Source organism: Hyphomonas sp. GM-8P (assembly GCF_003263315.1).
Lineage (GTDB): Bacteria > Pseudomonadota > Alphaproteobacteria > Caulobacterales > Hyphomonadaceae > Hyphomonas.
Genome location: NZ_AWFE01000083.1, coordinates 33674 through 48912, shown reverse-complemented (window position 1 = coordinate 48912; position 15239 = coordinate 33674). Strand labels below are relative to the sequence as shown.

Here is a 15239-nt window from a genome sequence, read left to right as displayed (position 1 = left end):
CTCGGTCACACCCTCCCGCCTTTCGTTGGGGAACGAATTGCCTCTCCGACCTGATCGCCTATCATCTGGCGAAACGATAACAGGTTCTGGGAGAAACACCGCATGGCCGATGCGACCGAGCTGCCGCCTTTCCGCCCGCTGCCGCAGAAGACACCCGATGTCGAGATGCGCACCGCGCCGGGTGGGGTCCGTTACATTTCCGCCCGCCAGGCACCGGGTCTGCGCCCGCGGACCATTCCGCATTGTCTGGACGAGCGCGCCGCTGAACATCCTGACCGCCCGTTCCTGAAAGAGCGTGACCCTGAAACCGATGAATGGGTGACCGTCACCTATGGCGAGGCGGCCCGCATCACGGACGGCCTCGCGCAGGCTTTCCTCAACATGGGGGCAGGGCCTGATGCGCCGGTGATGATCCTGTCCGGGAACTCGATCCGGTCGGCCATGGTGATCCTTGCTGCACAGAAAATTGGCGCACCGGCCGCGCCGATCTCGGTGCCATACTCCACCATGTCCACTGATTTCGAAAAGCTGAAGCACTGCTTCAATGCCGTGAACCCCAGAGTGATCTTCGTCGAGACGCTGGAGCCGTTCAAGAACGCGATTGCGGCGCTGGCGTGCGATGACTGCAAGGTCTTCTCCGCTGATGCGGGCGGGGACAATACGGTCCTGTCCTATGACGAACTGGCGACGACCCAGCCGACAGCGGCCGTGCGCGAAGCCCGCGACCAGCTGACCGATGCCAGCATTGGAAAGTATCTCTTCACTTCCGGTTCGACCGGCATGCCGAAGCCGGTGCCGACGACACAGGGCGCGATGTGCTCCATGATCGCGGGGCAAGAGGGCTTGCGCGATATGTCCCGTGATCCCGACCATGATCCGGACGCGGTCGAAAACCTTCTCGACTGGCTGCCCTGGAACCACATCTCCGGCTCCAATGTGAACTTCAATGGCGCGCTGTGGAACGGCTCGACTTTCTGGATCGATGGCGGCAAGCCGACGCCGGCCCTGTTCCATGAGACGATCCGCAATGTGCGCGAATGCTCGCCGTCCGTGTTCGGCACGGCGCCAATTGCGCTCGCCATGCTGGCCGAGGCGATGGAAGCCGATGATGACCTGCTGATGGCGTTCTTCAAGAACATGCGCTCCATCGGCTATGGCGGGGCGACCCTGTCGGACGATCTCTACGACCGCCTGCAGGCGCTGGCGATCAAGGCGACCGGCAAACGCATTCCGATCATTACCATGTATGGCGCGACCGAAACGCAGGGCATCACCGTGGTGCACTGGGAGGCTGAGCGCGTGGGTCTGATCGGCCTGCCGCTGCCAGGATCGGAACTGAAGCTGGTGCCGAACGGCGACAAGCTGGAAGTGCGGGTCAAAGGCCCGTCGGTCATGCCCGGCTATCACAATGATCCGAAGAAGAATGCCGAAGTGTTCGACGAGGAAGGTTATTACTGCCTCGGCGATGCGGTGAAGTTCGTCGACGAGGAAGACCCGAACAAGGGCCTGATCTTTGACGGCCGGGTCGGGGAGGACTTCAAGCTTTCCTCGGGCACCTGGGTCAGCGTCGGGACGCTGCGTCCGGACTATGTGGCGGCCTGTTCACCGCTGATCTTCGATGCCGTGATCTGCGGGCAGGACAAGGATGTGATCGGTGCGCTCGTCTGGCCGTCCCCGGCTGGGATGGAGCAGCTGGTCAAGGAGAACAATGGCGACCTGATGGCGGCCTTCGGTGTACTGACCGAGCGGCTGGCGAAGAAAACCGCTGCCTTCAATGCGGGTGAGCCGGGCTCATCCCGCCGGATCCGCCGGGTCATGATCATGACCGAACCGCCGAGCGTCGATGCAGGTGAAATCACGGACAAGGGCTATGTGAACCAGCGCCTCGTGCAGGCCCGCCGGGCAGATCTGGTCGCGGCATTGTTCGCCAATCCGCCAGGGCAGGGCGTCATCTCGCTCTGAGGAGGGTAGAAAGTCTGCACGCTTAAGTCGTTGGAAGGCTTTTCTCGGTAGCACTCTTCTCGGATTTTCGTGGGGAGAGATCATGACCTTCGACGCGCGCAAGGCAAACACTGCGTCTGCGTCCGGCCAGCAGAATGCGCTGTTCGCATTAGTAACTCTCGTTGTCGTGTGCGGCGCGTTCTTCGCCGTGCTCAGCCTGCCGCACAAGGCTGCGGGCAAGGACACGCCGCTTGGTGACCGGGTATCGTCGGTCACGATCAACATGCCAAACCTGCCAGGTGAAGCAGCCGAGGCGTATTTTATCGCCCTCGGCAAGGTGGACCCAGAGGCCCAGATGGCGCTTTCCGGCAAAATCTCCAGCGCGGGCAAGCTGGATGACGAAGCGGTCACCACGCTTGTCATGGCCCATGCCGAGACCGTGTTGCGTGACCATGCCGGTGACCTGGCGAACGCTGATACGAAACACCTCGACGACATTCTGGACATGACGCGTGACCGCCTGCGCACCGCGTCGCGCAAACGCAGCAAATGGTGCGATGCAAGCCGGTATTCCGATCTTGCCGACATGGAGTTCAGGCAGCCGGCCGACTTCGAGCAGTCGATGGCGGCGTTCAAGGCCCCGCTCAGGGACTATTCCTATGACGTGATGACTGGCCTGATGGTTGCCATCGAGGATGCGCGCGAACATCCGGTGACACGCGGAGAGATGACTCGCGCCGACGAGGCCGCCCTGCAAGGCATGGTCATGTCCATCATGGCCGATCCGGATGTGCTGCCCATCATAGTGTCGCTACAATCCGGCGAGGATGCAAAGAAGGCCCTGAAGGGCGTGAATGTCTGCAATCTCGGCGCAACGGCGGTGACGGCAGCGAAAACCCTGCCGCAGGAAACCAAAGGCCGCCTTCTTGCAGAAGGGGCCCGGCAATTGGAAGAAAACGGCGCGTCGGCCTTCCGGACCGGCGTCGGCTTCTGAGGCGTCAGTCCTTGCGGGCGACGCCCGCTTCGCCGAGGCGCCATTCCAGCAGGTCGATCCGGTCCTGGCCGAAAAAGGCCTCGCCTTCGAACACCATGAGCGGCACGCCCCAATGATGCGGGTCCTGTTCGGCCTGGTTTTCGGCGATGACGGCCTCCAGCCGGTCTTTCTCGGCTTCCTGGCGGGCATCCATCTCATCGAGATCGAAGCCGGCGCGGGCGGCCGCCTCCTTCATGGCCGCGCCCTCGGTCCAGGCGCCGCCGGACCAGATCAGGGTGGAGACCTCGTCCATGAAGGCCCAGCCTTCTTCGTCGCCTTTCTCGCAGGCGAGGATGCCGAGCCGGGTGAGCCGGCCGATATAGGGCTGCTCGGGCGAGATCTCGCGTGTCATCATGTTCATGACCACGGGATCCGGGTTCAACGGTCCGATGGGCAGGCCCAGATACTGCGCGTTCCTGACGAAATCGCGCAGCAGGTAAGGCACCCATTGGGGACGAACTTCCTCGAAGAAATGGGGCGTGCGAATCGCAATCGGATAGACCGGACGCGGGCGAACACGCACATCCCACTTTGAGGGGAGGGCGCGGAGGCGCTTCGTTGCCAGATAGGAATATGGCGAGCGGAACGACCAGAAGACATCGACAGTTCTCATGCCAATAGTTTGCCGCCTTCGTGCCGCCTTCACAAGAACCAATTTCGATACCATCTTGCCCGCCATGACACTCGACCAGACCCTCCGCCAGTTTCTCGACCGGTTCACCATGCCCGACCTCAAGGGTCTGGACTGGCAAGTCACGGCCGACCGGCTGCGCCGCCAGTTCTACGTGGCCAGCCAAGCGATCGAGAAAGACGCCCCGGAAATGGCGGACATATCCCACATGATGGTGCCGTCCGGGGAAGGGAAGGTGAAAGCCCGTGTCTACACTCCGCTCGGCGCGGGCATCGCGCCGAGGCCGGGCATTCTCTTCTTCCATGGCGGCGGCTTCGTGATCGGAGACCTGGAAAGCCATGACATGCTCTGCAAGCGGTTGGCGGAAGGGGCCCGGTGCCGGGTCGTCTCCATCGACTACCGCCTGGCGCCGGAGCACAAATTTCCCGCTGCGCATGAGGATGCGCTGAACGTCTGGCACTGGGTGCAGGACCATGCCGACATGCTGGGGCTCGACCCGGAACGTCTGGCCGTATCCGGCGACAGTGCGGGCGGCAATCTCTCTGCTTTTCTGGCCCAGGAGATGAACCGGACGGGCGGGCCTGCGCCGGCTTTCCAGCTGCTGCTCTATCCGCTGGTCCAATTTGCAGATATCCGTACAAAGAAGATGCCGTTCAATGAAAGCGGCTTTTTCATCTCAGCAAATCTGTTCGAATTTTTCCGCGATGCCTATCTCGCCACGCCGGAAGACCGGATGGATATCCGCGTCTCGCCATTGTTTGCCCCGGAAGACTGCTTCCGCGGCCTGCCGCCAGCGCATTTCGTTCTGTGCGGCTGGGACCCGCTGCACGATGAAGGTCTCGCCTATGCCGACAAGATGGCCAGTTTCGGCGTGCCGGTGACGGTGCGGGAATATCCTGGCATGGTGCACGGCTTCATGAACCTGACAGCCCTGTCGGATACGATCCGGATCGCCATCCGCGATGCGGGGCAGGTGACCGGACGGGCGCTCGGCGCCATCTGACACTTTTCCGCGCAAACAAAGAAAAAGGGCAGTCCCGAAGGACCGCCCAGTTGTGTCGGCTTTCAGGAGAGAATTACTCTCCGGGTCCGAACTTTTTCTTCAAGCTGATCTTGAACGTCCGCCCGAACGGGTTGTGGGTGTACGGGTCGTAGCTGACGTCGAAATAGGCCAGCGGCGGGTCTTCGTCCGTCACGTTCACAACGCTGAGGCCAAAATCGAAGCCATAAGGCGCTTCCCAGTTATAGAACAGGTCCAGCGTCGTCATGCTGTCGATCTTCGACGGGCCACCCGTAAAGGCACCCTGCAGATTTGGTGTCCCGCGCTCATCGTCATAAGAGTCGATGTGACGGATCACGCCGCGGAAGTTGTGGTCACCCATTGCCAGATTAGCGAACAGGTTGCCTTTCCATTGCGGCAGGGAGCGGGAGAAGTTCGACCGGTTAAACTGGCCAACACGGTCCCCGCCCGGGATGCTCACACCCTCGATATCGAAGTCGGCCACATCATACTCAATGATATAAGTGGCTTCGCCGCCGATGGTGAAGTCCATTCCGTCGGAAAGGTTCCACTCATTCTGGGCCCGCAGATCGACACCGGATGTCTTGATGTCCGGTCCGTTGGTCACATTTGTGCGGACACGGGCGATGTTGTCCCCGGGTGCCGTGCTGTAACCTAACGGATCATCTCCTTCAAACGTGATGCGGGACAGGATCGGGTTTTCGGTATCGTTCGCTGTAACAGCCGCAATGGCTGCGTTCACGATCGAAGCCTGGTCTTCAACGATGATCGGATCGGAGAAGTCGAAATTGTAGTAATCGACCGATGCATTGAAGCCGCCCTGTTCATAGAGGGCGCCGAGGTTGAAGGAGAAGGCCGATTCCGGCTTCAGGGCAGCGTTGCCGAACTGGTCAATCGCCTTGAAGGCTGAAGCTGGCGCAACAAACTGAAGTGTCGTGCCGACACCGGTCAGCTGGTTGAGCGTCGGACCTTTGAAGGAGGTCTGAGCCGAACCGCGCAGGGCGAGGTTGTCGGTGGCTTGCCATTTGGCAGCAACTTTTGGGTCGAAAGTTGAGCCGACATCGCCGCCATAATCCTCATAGCGCATGGCGACCTGAACGTTCACGTCGTCATATAGCGGAATCTGGAGTTCGCCGAAGACGGCATAGATGGTCTGGTCTTCATCCGCAGGCGTAGTACCCGCAAGGAAAGAGAACGGACCAGTGCCACCAGGCCCGGGGCTGACGGTCAGGTCAGTGAACGAGTTCGGATCAACCTTGAAGCCTTCGCGGCGGACCTGGACGCCAAGGGCGTAACCTACTGCACCGCCTTGTGCCTGGACGTTGCTTTCGCCGCTGAGCGCCGCATCGAAGACCATGAGGTCGGACGTCACGACAGTTCCAACGCCTTCAGTCAGCCAGTTGGCCAGCGTTGCGCTGTTTTCCAGGCTCGGGACATAGGTCGGGTTGGCGGCGCCGGTTACGCCGTTCGCCGGAATGCCGTTTGAGAACGGATTGTACCATTCACACCCACCTGCACCCGCCGACAGGCTGCCGGTGTAGCCAGCTGCCCACGGTTGTGTTCCGGTCGCTGGATCGTAGCCGGTGGCAGGATCTGTACAGACACCATAGCCATTCAGCGCGGCGGTGAAGCCGAGAATGTAAGTGTCGTTGGTGATCCGCTCGCCCTCAGTCTTGTGCCAGGTCAGCGCGGTATCCCAGTTTACACCATTCTTGAACTGGCCGGACAGGTCACCGGAGAGACGGTAGGTCTCATACGTGCGGAAGCCTTCCTGGGAACTGTAGCCGGTGCCAGGGAAGCCGCCCCAGCCGAAAGATCGTCCGATGAACAGCGCTGCAAGCGTGCCCGACGGGAAGTCGGTCGGATTGTCAGCGATATACTGCTGGAAGCCCGGGCTGGTAACAGGCACAACCTGCGTAGCAAGTTCCTGCGGCGGATAGGATGGGGAGGTTTTCCAAGTCGGAACATCCGAATAGCCGTACATGCCCTCTAGGTGCATATCCACGCCATTGCCGAAGGTCCGGTTATATTCGGAATAGACCTGGTAGCGCTCTTCCTCCTCGACAAGATTGTCGTACTGTGTGAACTGGAAGTAGCAGCGATTCAGAACATAGGGGTTCACGAAACCGCCGACATCGTCGCAGCCAGCCTCTGTATTCAGTGCTCCGATGACGCCAGTGGCGCCGAGCGCAACATAGCGGCCCGGATTGGACAGAGACGACCAGCCACCGACCGGGTTATCCTCCCAGGTCCGGATCGCCCAGTCTTTTTCGTTTAGGGCCACTTCGGAGCGCTTCTGGTAACCAATCGAAGTCACCCAGTTCCAGTCACCGCCTTGGAGACCATAGGCAGCAGACAGTTCATAGTCGCCGTCGGACCCATCAAACTGTGAATAGGAGCCGCCGACTTCCAAGCCTTCCAGATCATCACGCGTGATGAAGTTAACCACACCTGCAATGGCGTCGGAACCGTAGACAGCCGCAGCGCCGTCTTTCAGCACTTCGATCCGGCCGATTGCGGCGGATGGGATCATGTTCGTATCGACGAAGAGTTGTGCCTGCTCACCGACGGAGTAGGGGTGGAAAACCTGACGCCGGCCGTTGAGTAGCACGAGCGTACGGCCCGGTCCAAGGCCGCGAAGGTTGATGTTCGAAGTGCCTTCCAAGCCGTTCGACGAGAACTGGTTGGTCTGGCCATCCACACCCGACGAAACGCCGAGGTTCCGGATCAGCTCAGTAATCGATGGGTTGCCTTCCAGCTTCAGGTCGCCCGCGGTCAGAACGTCGACGGGCAGGGCCGCGTCTTCCGGGGTGCCCTGAATAAGGGAACCCGTCACCGTCACTTTGGACTGGCGAAGTTCCGAGCCGTCTTCTTCCTGAGCGATGGCTGGCAGGGCTAGAAGCAATGATGCCGCTGACGCACCCGCCAGCAGCCGAATTGATTGTCTCATTTGTTTCCTCCGTTTGTGCGAGGCACCGGATCTGAGCGTCCGGATTTGCTCTCACGCAGGGGCAGGATAGGCAGACCTAAGACCTCTCGAACAGGAAAAAATATTGTGCGGCGCAGCAGAAGAGCGGGCGGCCGCGAAATAATTGCCCTAAAACAACGTTGTCACTCGCGTATTTGGTGTCCGTATTGCGCAACTAACGGGCACTCCGGTGCCCAAAATTTGGGAATTGTGGCTCTATTGTAACACTCGGCCAAAATATTCGGGTGCGACTGTGAGACTACTGTGAATGCTTCAGGTGTCGCTGTTACGTTGGAAATAGCCCGCACGAGAACGGGTCCGAATATTTCTCCCAGATCAACTTGAACTCAAAACGAGGAAACTATGGCGCTCAAGCACAGCTTGCTTGCGACCGCTTCTGCGGTCTTTTTTCTGACGTCTGCAGCACACGCTCAGGAAACCACAACCGAACGCGAATCCGCGATCGACAAGGTGCTCGGCACCGTCACTGTCACGGCAACCAAGAAAGCCAATGTCGAGAACGTCCAGGACGTTCCGGTGGCCGTGACGGCCTTCAATTCCGATACGCTGGACGCGCTGAACGTGCGCGACCTCGGCTCGCTCAGCTACTCGACCCCGAACGTGAACCTGACGGATGTCGGCACGTCGCGCGGCGTTGCCAACTTCTCCATCCGCGGCCTCGGCATCAACTCGTCGATTCCGTCCATTGACCCGACGGTCGGCGTCTTCGTCGATGGTGTGTATCTCGGCACCAACAGCGGCGTCGTGCTGGACCTGTTCGATCTCGACAGCGTTGAGATCCTGCGTGGCCCGCAAGGCATCCTGTTCGGCCGCAACACGACGGGCGGTGCTGTCCTGATCAACACCGGCAACCCGACTGACGAGTTCCGCTGGAAAGCCCGCGCGAGCGTTGAGACGCCGATCGATGACGGCCGTGGCGGCCCAAACTCCACCCTTCAGGCGACCGTGTCCGGCCCGCTGATCGAAGGCAAGCTCAACGGTAAGCTCGGTGTCTACTACAACTCCGACGCCGGCTACTTCGAGAACCTTTATAACGGCGACAATCAGGGCGAAGCCCAGACGTCCATCGTTCGCGGTGCCCTGGAGTGGATGCCGACCGACGACATCACTGTCCTCGGCAAGGTCGAGCGCTTCGACACCCGCGGTGACGGCCCTGTGGCCCAGAACCGCGGCCTGTTCGACCGCGACTCGTTCGACTTCTCGATCAACAATCCGGGCCTGCAGGACAGCGAAGCCACATTCGCCACGCTGCGGACCGACATCGATGTCGACTTCGGCAATGGCCGCATCACCAACATCATCGGCTATCGTGATGTGAACGGCGAAACATCGGGCGACATCGATTCGACCCCGCTGACACTGTTCCATTCCGGTTCGGAATCCTCGCAGGAGCAGTTCTCCGAAGAGCTTCGCTATGCCGGTACTTTCGGCAAGGCTGAAGTGACGGTCGGCGGCTTCTACTTCACCCAGGAAGTCCGCTACACCGAGATCCGCTCCCTGCCGACGCTGAGCGCTGCGACTTTCTATGGTGGCGGTGGCCAGGACCACAATGTCTACGGTCTCTTCGGCCAGGTGGACTATGCTGTCACCGATCGTCTGACGGCCATCTTCGGCCTGCGTTATGGCTATGAAGAAAAAGATGCGGACATCACCTACATCCGTCCGCGTCCTGCGTGTTCGGTTGTGGATGCAACCTGTCCGACGACGGGCACCAACCCGTTCGTCCCGGGTGAGCCGAACGGCTTCTCCAACAAGGATGACTGGAGCAACTGGTCGCCGAAAATCGGCTTCAAGTATGAGCTGGACGATACGTCGCAAGTCTACGCCCACTACACGAACGGTGTGCGTTCGGGCGGCTACAACTTCCGTATCACCGATCCGGCCCTCTTCCTGTCGATCTTCCCGAACCCGAACCTCGACGCTGCGACCGACGAAGAGAACGTCGACAGCTATGAAATCGGCTTCAAGCACCAGACCGAAGACGGCCGCGGCCAGTTCAATGCGGCTGTGTTCTTCAACGACATCTCGGACATGCAGCGCGAGCTGAACCTACCGTCGCCGTCTTCCGGTGTGTCTCAGGTCATCCTGAACACGGCAGATGCCGAGATCCTCGGCTTTGAAGCGGAAGGCCGCTATGCCGTGCTCGACAACCTGCTGCTGACCGCCAATGTCGGCGTGATCGATGCGGACTATACCGACGTCTGGTACGACATCTCCAGCGACGGCCTGATCAACGGTCGCGACCTGGCCCTCGATCTGCCGCGTGTGCCGGAAACCACCTATGGCTTCGGGTTCATCTATGACCACGACCTGGGCGATAAAGGTACGCTCGTTGCGCGCGCCAACTTCCAGCATCGCGACAAGAACGCCTTCACGGACAACAACTGGGGCTGGATGAACGCGGCTGACATGGTCGATGCGAACCTGACCTGGAACACGCCGTATGAAGGCCTGTCCGTGGCTCTGTTCGGCAAGAACCTGCTGGACGAAGTCACCGCTGGCAACGACACGCAGCTGCCGTTCGGCGGAAACGTCTCGGCTCTGGTGCCGGGCAGCTCGAACCTGTCGACGGGTGTGAACACGCCGTACGCCTACTATCCGGGCGCCGGCACGCTGTCGCCGCTGATTCCGGGCCGCCGCATCGGCTTCGAAATCACCATGAAGCACTAGGCTTCCTGGAAACGCTTTTTCGAGAGGGGCGGGCGGCAACGTCCGCCCCTTTTGCATTCGGTCGTCAAACACCATTGCGTGTGTGCCCTTGCAGGCAGGGCAGGCGGATGCTGAGTGAGGGCATGACTGACACGCCCCCGATTCTCGCCCTGTCCGATTTCCTGTCTGACCCTGTCGATCCGGCTGATTTTCCGAAGCATGAGATCCGCTTCTGGAATGACCGCTGGGCAGGGGAGGTGGGCCTCGGCGATCTGGATGCCGCCGCACAGGCGGCGCATTTCGGGCGGTTCGACCCCTTGCCCGGAAACCTCCCCCAGCCATTGGCGCTTCGGTATCACGGCCACCAGTTCGGCGTTTACAATCCCCAGCTTGGCGATGGGCGTGGCTTCCTTTTCGCGCAGGTTCGCGACAAGGCGGGCAGGCTGTTGGACCTTGGCACCAAAGGCTCCGGCCAGACACCGTGGAGCCGGCAGGGTGACGGCCGGCTGACCCTGAAGGGCGGCGTACGGGAAGTGCTCGCCTCGTCCTATCTGGAGGCACTCGGCGTCAACACGTCCAAATCTTTCGCGCTGATCGAGACGGGCGAACAGCTGACCCGTAATGATGAGCCATCCCCGACGCGATCCGCTGTGCTCACACGCCTGTCGCACAGCCATGTCCGGTTCGGCAGTTTCCAGCGCCTCGCCTATCTGGAGCAAGGCGCCGAGATAGCCCGGCTGGTTGACTATTGCGTGGACCAGTTTCATCCGCAGGCGGCGGACCCCGACCTCGCGCGCCGTTCCTGCAACTTGCTTGAGAGCATTGCCGTCGCGACGGGCAAGATGATCGGCCAGTGGATGGCGGCCGGTTTCGTGCATGGGGTGATGAACACGGACAATTTCAATATTACAGGCGAGACCTTCGATTTCGGGCCGTGGCGCTTTCTGCCTGTGTCGGACCCGAACTTCACTGCGGCCTATTTCGATGAGCAGGGCCTCTATCGGTTTGGGCGCCAGCCGGTGCAGGGCGGCTGGGCGCTGCAGCAGCTCGCTTCGGCTTTGCTGGCAACAGGCGCCGATGCCGACGATCTCGCAAAGGCGCTCGCGCCTTATCAGCCGGCCTATCGGGATAGTTTCGTGGCACACACGCACGCCTTGCTTGGGATCGCCCCGGCAGGGGAGGCGGAGGAGGATGTCGGCTTCCTTCAGGCCTTCTATGCGTGGATGACGGATAGCGAGGCGGTCTGGCCGCAGGTTTTTCATGACTGGTTCGGCGGGTCGGCAAGCGAGGGCCGCGCTGCTGCGTCACCGCAGGTGGCGCTTTATAAGGCAGACGCGTTTGCGCCGGTGAAAGCGCAGGTTCTTGCGCGCGATCCGGTCCTGCCTGAGCGGCTCGCGCATGACATCTTCCAGCGTCCGGCGCCGCCGTCATTGCTGATCGATGAGGTTGAAGCGCTGTGGGCGCTGATTGCGGAGGCGGATGACTGGTCCGCCTATGAGCAGAAACTGGCCGACATCGAGGCCCTGCGCATCGCGCGGTGGGGCTGACCTATTCTGCCGGCAGTTCCGTGTGACCGGCTTGCCTCGGTCCGGAATAATTCTTCGCGAAGGGATAGGCAGACTTCCACACTTCCTTGCCGTCTTCATGCTCCACAAAATGACAACCGATCAGAGTTCGGATGAAATCGGTCAGCACGAACCGGTCTGACTTCAGGTACCAGTCGCCAAGGACCGGGCGCACGGCATCGGTCGCCTCCTGCAGGCGATAGTGCGGAATGGTCGGGAAGATGTGGTGGATGACGTGCAGATTGCCGATATTGTGGGTCAGCCAGTTGAAGGGGCCGTAATTGCGGTCGACCGTCGCCAGCGCGCCTTTCAGGCCTGACCAGTCACCGGAGTCGTAGACCGGCACTTCCGGCGCGACATGCTGCATGTAGGTCACGAAAGTGAGCCAGGCGGCGTAGATGAAATAAGGCGCGATGATGTACTTCAGCGCGAAGACCCAGCCGAACTGGATGCCGAGGAAAACATAGAGCGCAAGGAAAGCCAGGTTCACAGCGAGGCTCGCATACCAGGACCATTTCACGTGAGACGCGTAGAGGTCGCTGACGGGCAGGTAATGGCTGCCATGGACCGGGTCATAGGTGGTGATGTTGCGAAAGCCGAGCTTGTACATCGGCCAGCCGATCAGGACGAAGATCCCCGAGCGGAAAAGGACCTTGCGGCTGAACCAGTCCTGCTCGGCGCGGCAGGCGCGGAAGACTTCCTCTTCCTGCAGGTGCCCGGTCTTCATGTGGTGCATGGCATGGCTGCGCTGCCAGCCGCGATAGGGGACGAGGATCGGCCCGTGTGTGGCGAGGCCGACGATTGTGTTCACCAGCCGCGAACGGGAAAAGGCGCCGTGTCCCGCTTCGTGCCCGATCACGAAGATCGACCAGAACAGCGTGCCCAGCATGAAGATCAGCGGCACTTCGAAATACCATGCGGTTGTGTGGGCCAGCGCCCAGTAGCATAGCGTAATCAGGGCAACATCGAAGAAGAGGTAGGCAAAGGACCGGGCCGTGTCCGGCCGGAAACAGCGATCCGGAATCGCGTTTTTCAGGTTCTGTCGGGTGAAGGTCGGGTCCAAGGCGAAGCCTCCGTCAATCTCTGCAAGAAGACCTCGATTTGCTTGACAGGTAATGAAGAGACCTTCCATCCCGATCACGCAGAAAAGACAGCCTGAGACTGAAGCAAAGGTGAGACATGAGCGTTGAGAAGGCATCCGGCCCGTTGGCTGGCGTCAAAGTCGTTGACATGAGTTCGGTCGTCCTCGGGCCGTTTGCGACCCTGATCTTCGGGGACCTTGGCGCAGATGTCGTGAAAATCGAAAGCGGGCAGGCCGGCAAGGGCGGCGACATGATGCGCTATGCCGGCAAGTCTCCGACCGGAGACCTCGGCCCGCTGTTCATGGCGCTGAACCGCAACAAGGCTTCGGTTCAGTTGGACGCCAAGACCGACGAGGGCAAGGCGGCGCTGACGGCCTTGTTGAAGGATGCCGATGTCTTCTTCCACAATGTGCGTATGGCCGGCATGGGGCGGCTGGGTTTTGGCTATGAGGATGTGAAGGCGATCAAGCCGGACATCGTCTATGTCCACTGCGCCGGCTTTGGCGAAGGCGGGCCGTACGAGAAGCGCCAGGCCTATGACGACCTGATCCAGGGTGCGTCAGGGTTTGCTGCGCTGAACGCCATGCGCTCCGGCGGGGCGCCGGAATATGCACCGTCCCTGGTGGCCGACAAGACCGTTGGCCTGTTCGCGGCCTATGCGACGCTGGCCGCGCTCTATCATCGGGAGAAGACGGGGCAGGGGCAGTTCGTGCAGGTGCCGATGCTGGAGGCCTTCACCTTCTTCAACATGGTCGAGAATCTCTACGGCGAGACGTTCGTGCCGCCATCCTATGGCATGGCCTATACACGCTCCATCAATCCCAACCGTAAGCCTTACCCGACCAGGGACGGCTATATCGGACTTGTGCCGTACTCCGACACGCAATGGGCGCAGTTCTTCGAGATTGGCGGCATGTCTGGCGTGTTCGAGGATCCGCGCTTTGCGACCTATCAGGCCCGGACGGAGAACGTCACAGAGCTTTACGCCCTGATCGAACAGGTCGCGGCGACCAAGACGACGGGGGAGTGGCTGGACCTGCTGGATGCGGCAAACATCCCGGCCATGCGCTACAACACGGTCGAAGACGTTCTGGACGATCCGCACATGAAAGCGGTCGACTTCTTCGCAAAGCGCACCCATCCGGATGCCGGCATCTATCGCAGCATGCGCCATCCGGTGCGGTTCTCGGAAACGCCGGCCTCGGTACGCACGGAGCCGCGGCGCCTTGGTGAGGATACGGAGACCGTGCTGCAGAGCCTTGGGCTTTAGGCAGTGGGTTCTAGGCGGTCTTGTCCCCGCCGCCGTGACGGGCAAGCCAGACGCCGGACAGGATCAGCGCGAAGGCGACCATGGCATGCCAGGTCTGGGTTTCACCGAACAGGAAGAAGCCGAGCACGGCGGCCATGACCGGGATGGAATAGCCGGTCAGCGACAGAAAGGTCGCTGAGGTCCGCGCGATCAGCAGCATGTAGAGTGCCTGCGCGATGGCGGAGGGCACGATGCCTAGGCCGACCACGCCGGCCCAGTGGGTCCATTCGGCATTGACCGTGGCCGGGTCCACCGTGAGAGCGAATGGCCAGGTCACAATGGCCGCGACGGTCACAAAGCCCGTGGCGAAGCTGATCGACGGCATGGGCGGTGCGCCGCGGGCCAGCAGGCTGGACAGGGCATAGAAGACGGTTGCCCCGATCAGCATGAGCTGGGCAATCGTGCTCGCCGAATCGAGGCTCTGCAGCGCATCCGGCCCAAACAGGACGGCGACACCGGCAAACCCCGTGATCACGCCCAGCGCCGAGCCGAGGGTCAGGCGTTCGTCCCGGAACAGGACGTGCGCACCGATGGCCACGAAGAGAGGAACAGCAGCGGTATAAAGGGCCGCCAGGCTCGAATTGACGGTCTTCTGGGCCGTCGTGATCAGGAAAAAGGGAAAGGTCGAGCTGGTCAGGCCCATCAGCACGATGGTGCGCCAGCGTGGAATGTCCCTCAGCGGCGGCAGGCGCCGGCCCATGGCCAGCATGATGACCCAGAGCACGGCCGCGCCAATGGTCAGGCGTCCGGCCAGCACCCAGGCGGCCGGCAATCCGGCATCAGGGTTTCCCTTGTCGACGGCGATGCGCGTTAACTGGTAGGCGCCCGCCCACATCAGGCTGAGGAGCACGAACAAGGCCCAGTCGCTGGCCGTCCTCCTGCCGCTCTGAGCTGCCTGCTGCGTCATGTGCCGACGGTCCTCCATCCGGGGAGGGACCCCGGGCTGGCCCGGATAGGCGGGCAGGGCGGGGAAGTCCACGCAAATATTGCACGAAACTTGCACACATGTGGGCACAATT

Annotated in this window: 10 protein-coding genes; 6 read left to right on the top strand and 4 right to left on the bottom strand. The window is 61.2% G+C overall.

Annotation, left to right across the window (positions count from 1 at the left end):
* Positions 1-102: 102 nt before the first annotated feature.
* A complete protein-coding gene (locus HY26_RS12895) occupies positions 103-1962 on the top strand; it encodes an AMP-binding protein (RefSeq protein ID WP_034766664.1) in 1860 nt (619 codons plus the stop codon).
* 82 nt (positions 1963-2044) lie between these two features.
* Complete coding sequence (locus tag HY26_RS12890; RefSeq protein WP_034766663.1) at positions 2045-2935, top strand: hypothetical protein; 891 nt, start codon at positions 2045-2047, stop codon at positions 2933-2935.
* A 4-nt stretch (positions 2936-2939) separates the two neighbouring features.
* Here the strand turns inward: HY26_RS12890 and HY26_RS12885 are convergent, their stop codons facing one another.
* Positions 2940-3587 carry a 2-hydroxychromene-2-carboxylate isomerase gene (locus HY26_RS12885; RefSeq protein ID WP_034766662.1) on the bottom strand — a complete coding sequence of 216 codons (648 nt, stop codon included), beginning with the start codon at positions 3585-3587 and terminating at the stop codon, positions 2940-2942.
* Between the two features lie 64 nt (positions 3588-3651).
* On the opposite strand from HY26_RS12885, the gene HY26_RS12880 reads away from it, so the two are divergent.
* Positions 3652-4608, top strand: coding sequence for an alpha/beta hydrolase (locus HY26_RS12880; protein WP_034767016.1), 957 nt, complete (start codon positions 3652-3654; stop codon positions 4606-4608).
* 73 nt (positions 4609-4681) lie between these two features.
* Here the strand turns inward: HY26_RS12880 and HY26_RS12875 are convergent, their stop codons facing one another.
* Positions 4682-7576: a TonB-dependent receptor domain-containing protein gene (locus HY26_RS12875; protein ID WP_034766661.1), complete on the bottom strand. Its 2895-nt coding sequence runs from the start codon at positions 7574-7576 to the stop codon at positions 4682-4684.
* 381 nt (positions 7577-7957) lie between these two features.
* Here HY26_RS12875 and HY26_RS12870 point away from each other — a divergent pair, with 381 nt between their 5' ends.
* Entirely contained in the window at positions 7958-10285 is a 2328-nt protein-coding gene (locus HY26_RS12870) for a TonB-dependent receptor (RefSeq protein ID WP_034766660.1), read from the top strand.
* 122 nt (positions 10286-10407) lie between these two features.
* The gene (locus HY26_RS12865; protein ID WP_034767014.1) at positions 10408-11811 is read left to right on the top strand and encodes a protein adenylyltransferase SelO family protein; all 1404 of its coding nucleotides are present in this window, start codon (positions 10408-10410) and stop codon (positions 11809-11811) included.
* Between the two features lies 1 nt (position 11812).
* On the opposite strand, the gene HY26_RS12860 is transcribed toward HY26_RS12865, so the two are convergent.
* Positions 11813-12892: a fatty acid desaturase gene (locus HY26_RS12860; protein ID WP_158531495.1), complete on the bottom strand. Its 1080-nt coding sequence runs from the start codon at positions 12890-12892 to the stop codon at positions 11813-11815.
* Between the two features lie 116 nt (positions 12893-13008).
* Between HY26_RS12860 and HY26_RS12855 the strand changes: the two genes are divergently transcribed.
* Positions 13009-14181 carry a CaiB/BaiF CoA-transferase family protein gene (locus HY26_RS12855; RefSeq protein WP_034766659.1) on the top strand — a complete coding sequence of 391 codons (1173 nt, stop codon included), beginning with the start codon at positions 13009-13011 and terminating at the stop codon, positions 14179-14181.
* Positions 14182-14191: 10 nt separating this feature from the next.
* Here HY26_RS12855 and HY26_RS12850 read toward each other — a convergent pair whose 3' ends face one another.
* Positions 14192-15127, bottom strand: coding sequence for a DMT family transporter (locus HY26_RS12850; protein ID WP_034766658.1), 936 nt, complete (start codon positions 15125-15127; stop codon positions 14192-14194).
* Positions 15128-15239 lie beyond the last annotated feature (112 nt).

Excerpts from the sequence above, each read along its gene's own strand:
- HY26_RS12890 (WP_034766663.1), top strand. The coding sequence starts at position 2,045 with ATGACCTTCGACGCGCGCAAGGCAAACACTGCGTCTGCGTCCGGCCAG.
- HY26_RS12850 (WP_034766658.1), bottom strand. The coding sequence starts at position 15,127 with ATGACGCAGCAGGCAGCTCAGAGCGGCAGGAGGACGGCCAGCGACTGG.
- HY26_RS12875 (WP_034766661.1), bottom strand. The coding sequence starts at position 7,576 with ATGAGACAATCAATTCGGCTGCTGGCGGGTGCGTCAGCGGCATCATTG.
- HY26_RS12870 (WP_034766660.1), top strand. The coding sequence starts at position 7,958 with ATGGCGCTCAAGCACAGCTTGCTTGCGACCGCTTCTGCGGTCTTTTTT.
- HY26_RS12865 (WP_034767014.1), top strand. The coding sequence starts at position 10,408 with ATGACTGACACGCCCCCGATTCTCGCCCTGTCCGATTTCCTGTCTGAC.
- HY26_RS12855 (WP_034766659.1), top strand. The coding sequence starts at position 13,009 with ATGAGCGTTGAGAAGGCATCCGGCCCGTTGGCTGGCGTCAAAGTCGTT.
- HY26_RS12895 (WP_034766664.1), top strand. The coding sequence starts at position 103 with ATGGCCGATGCGACCGAGCTGCCGCCTTTCCGCCCGCTGCCGCAGAAG.
- HY26_RS12885 (WP_034766662.1), bottom strand. The coding sequence starts at position 3,587 with ATGAGAACTGTCGATGTCTTCTGGTCGTTCCGCTCGCCATATTCCTAT.
- HY26_RS12880 (WP_034767016.1), top strand. The coding sequence starts at position 3,652 with ATGACACTCGACCAGACCCTCCGCCAGTTTCTCGACCGGTTCACCATG.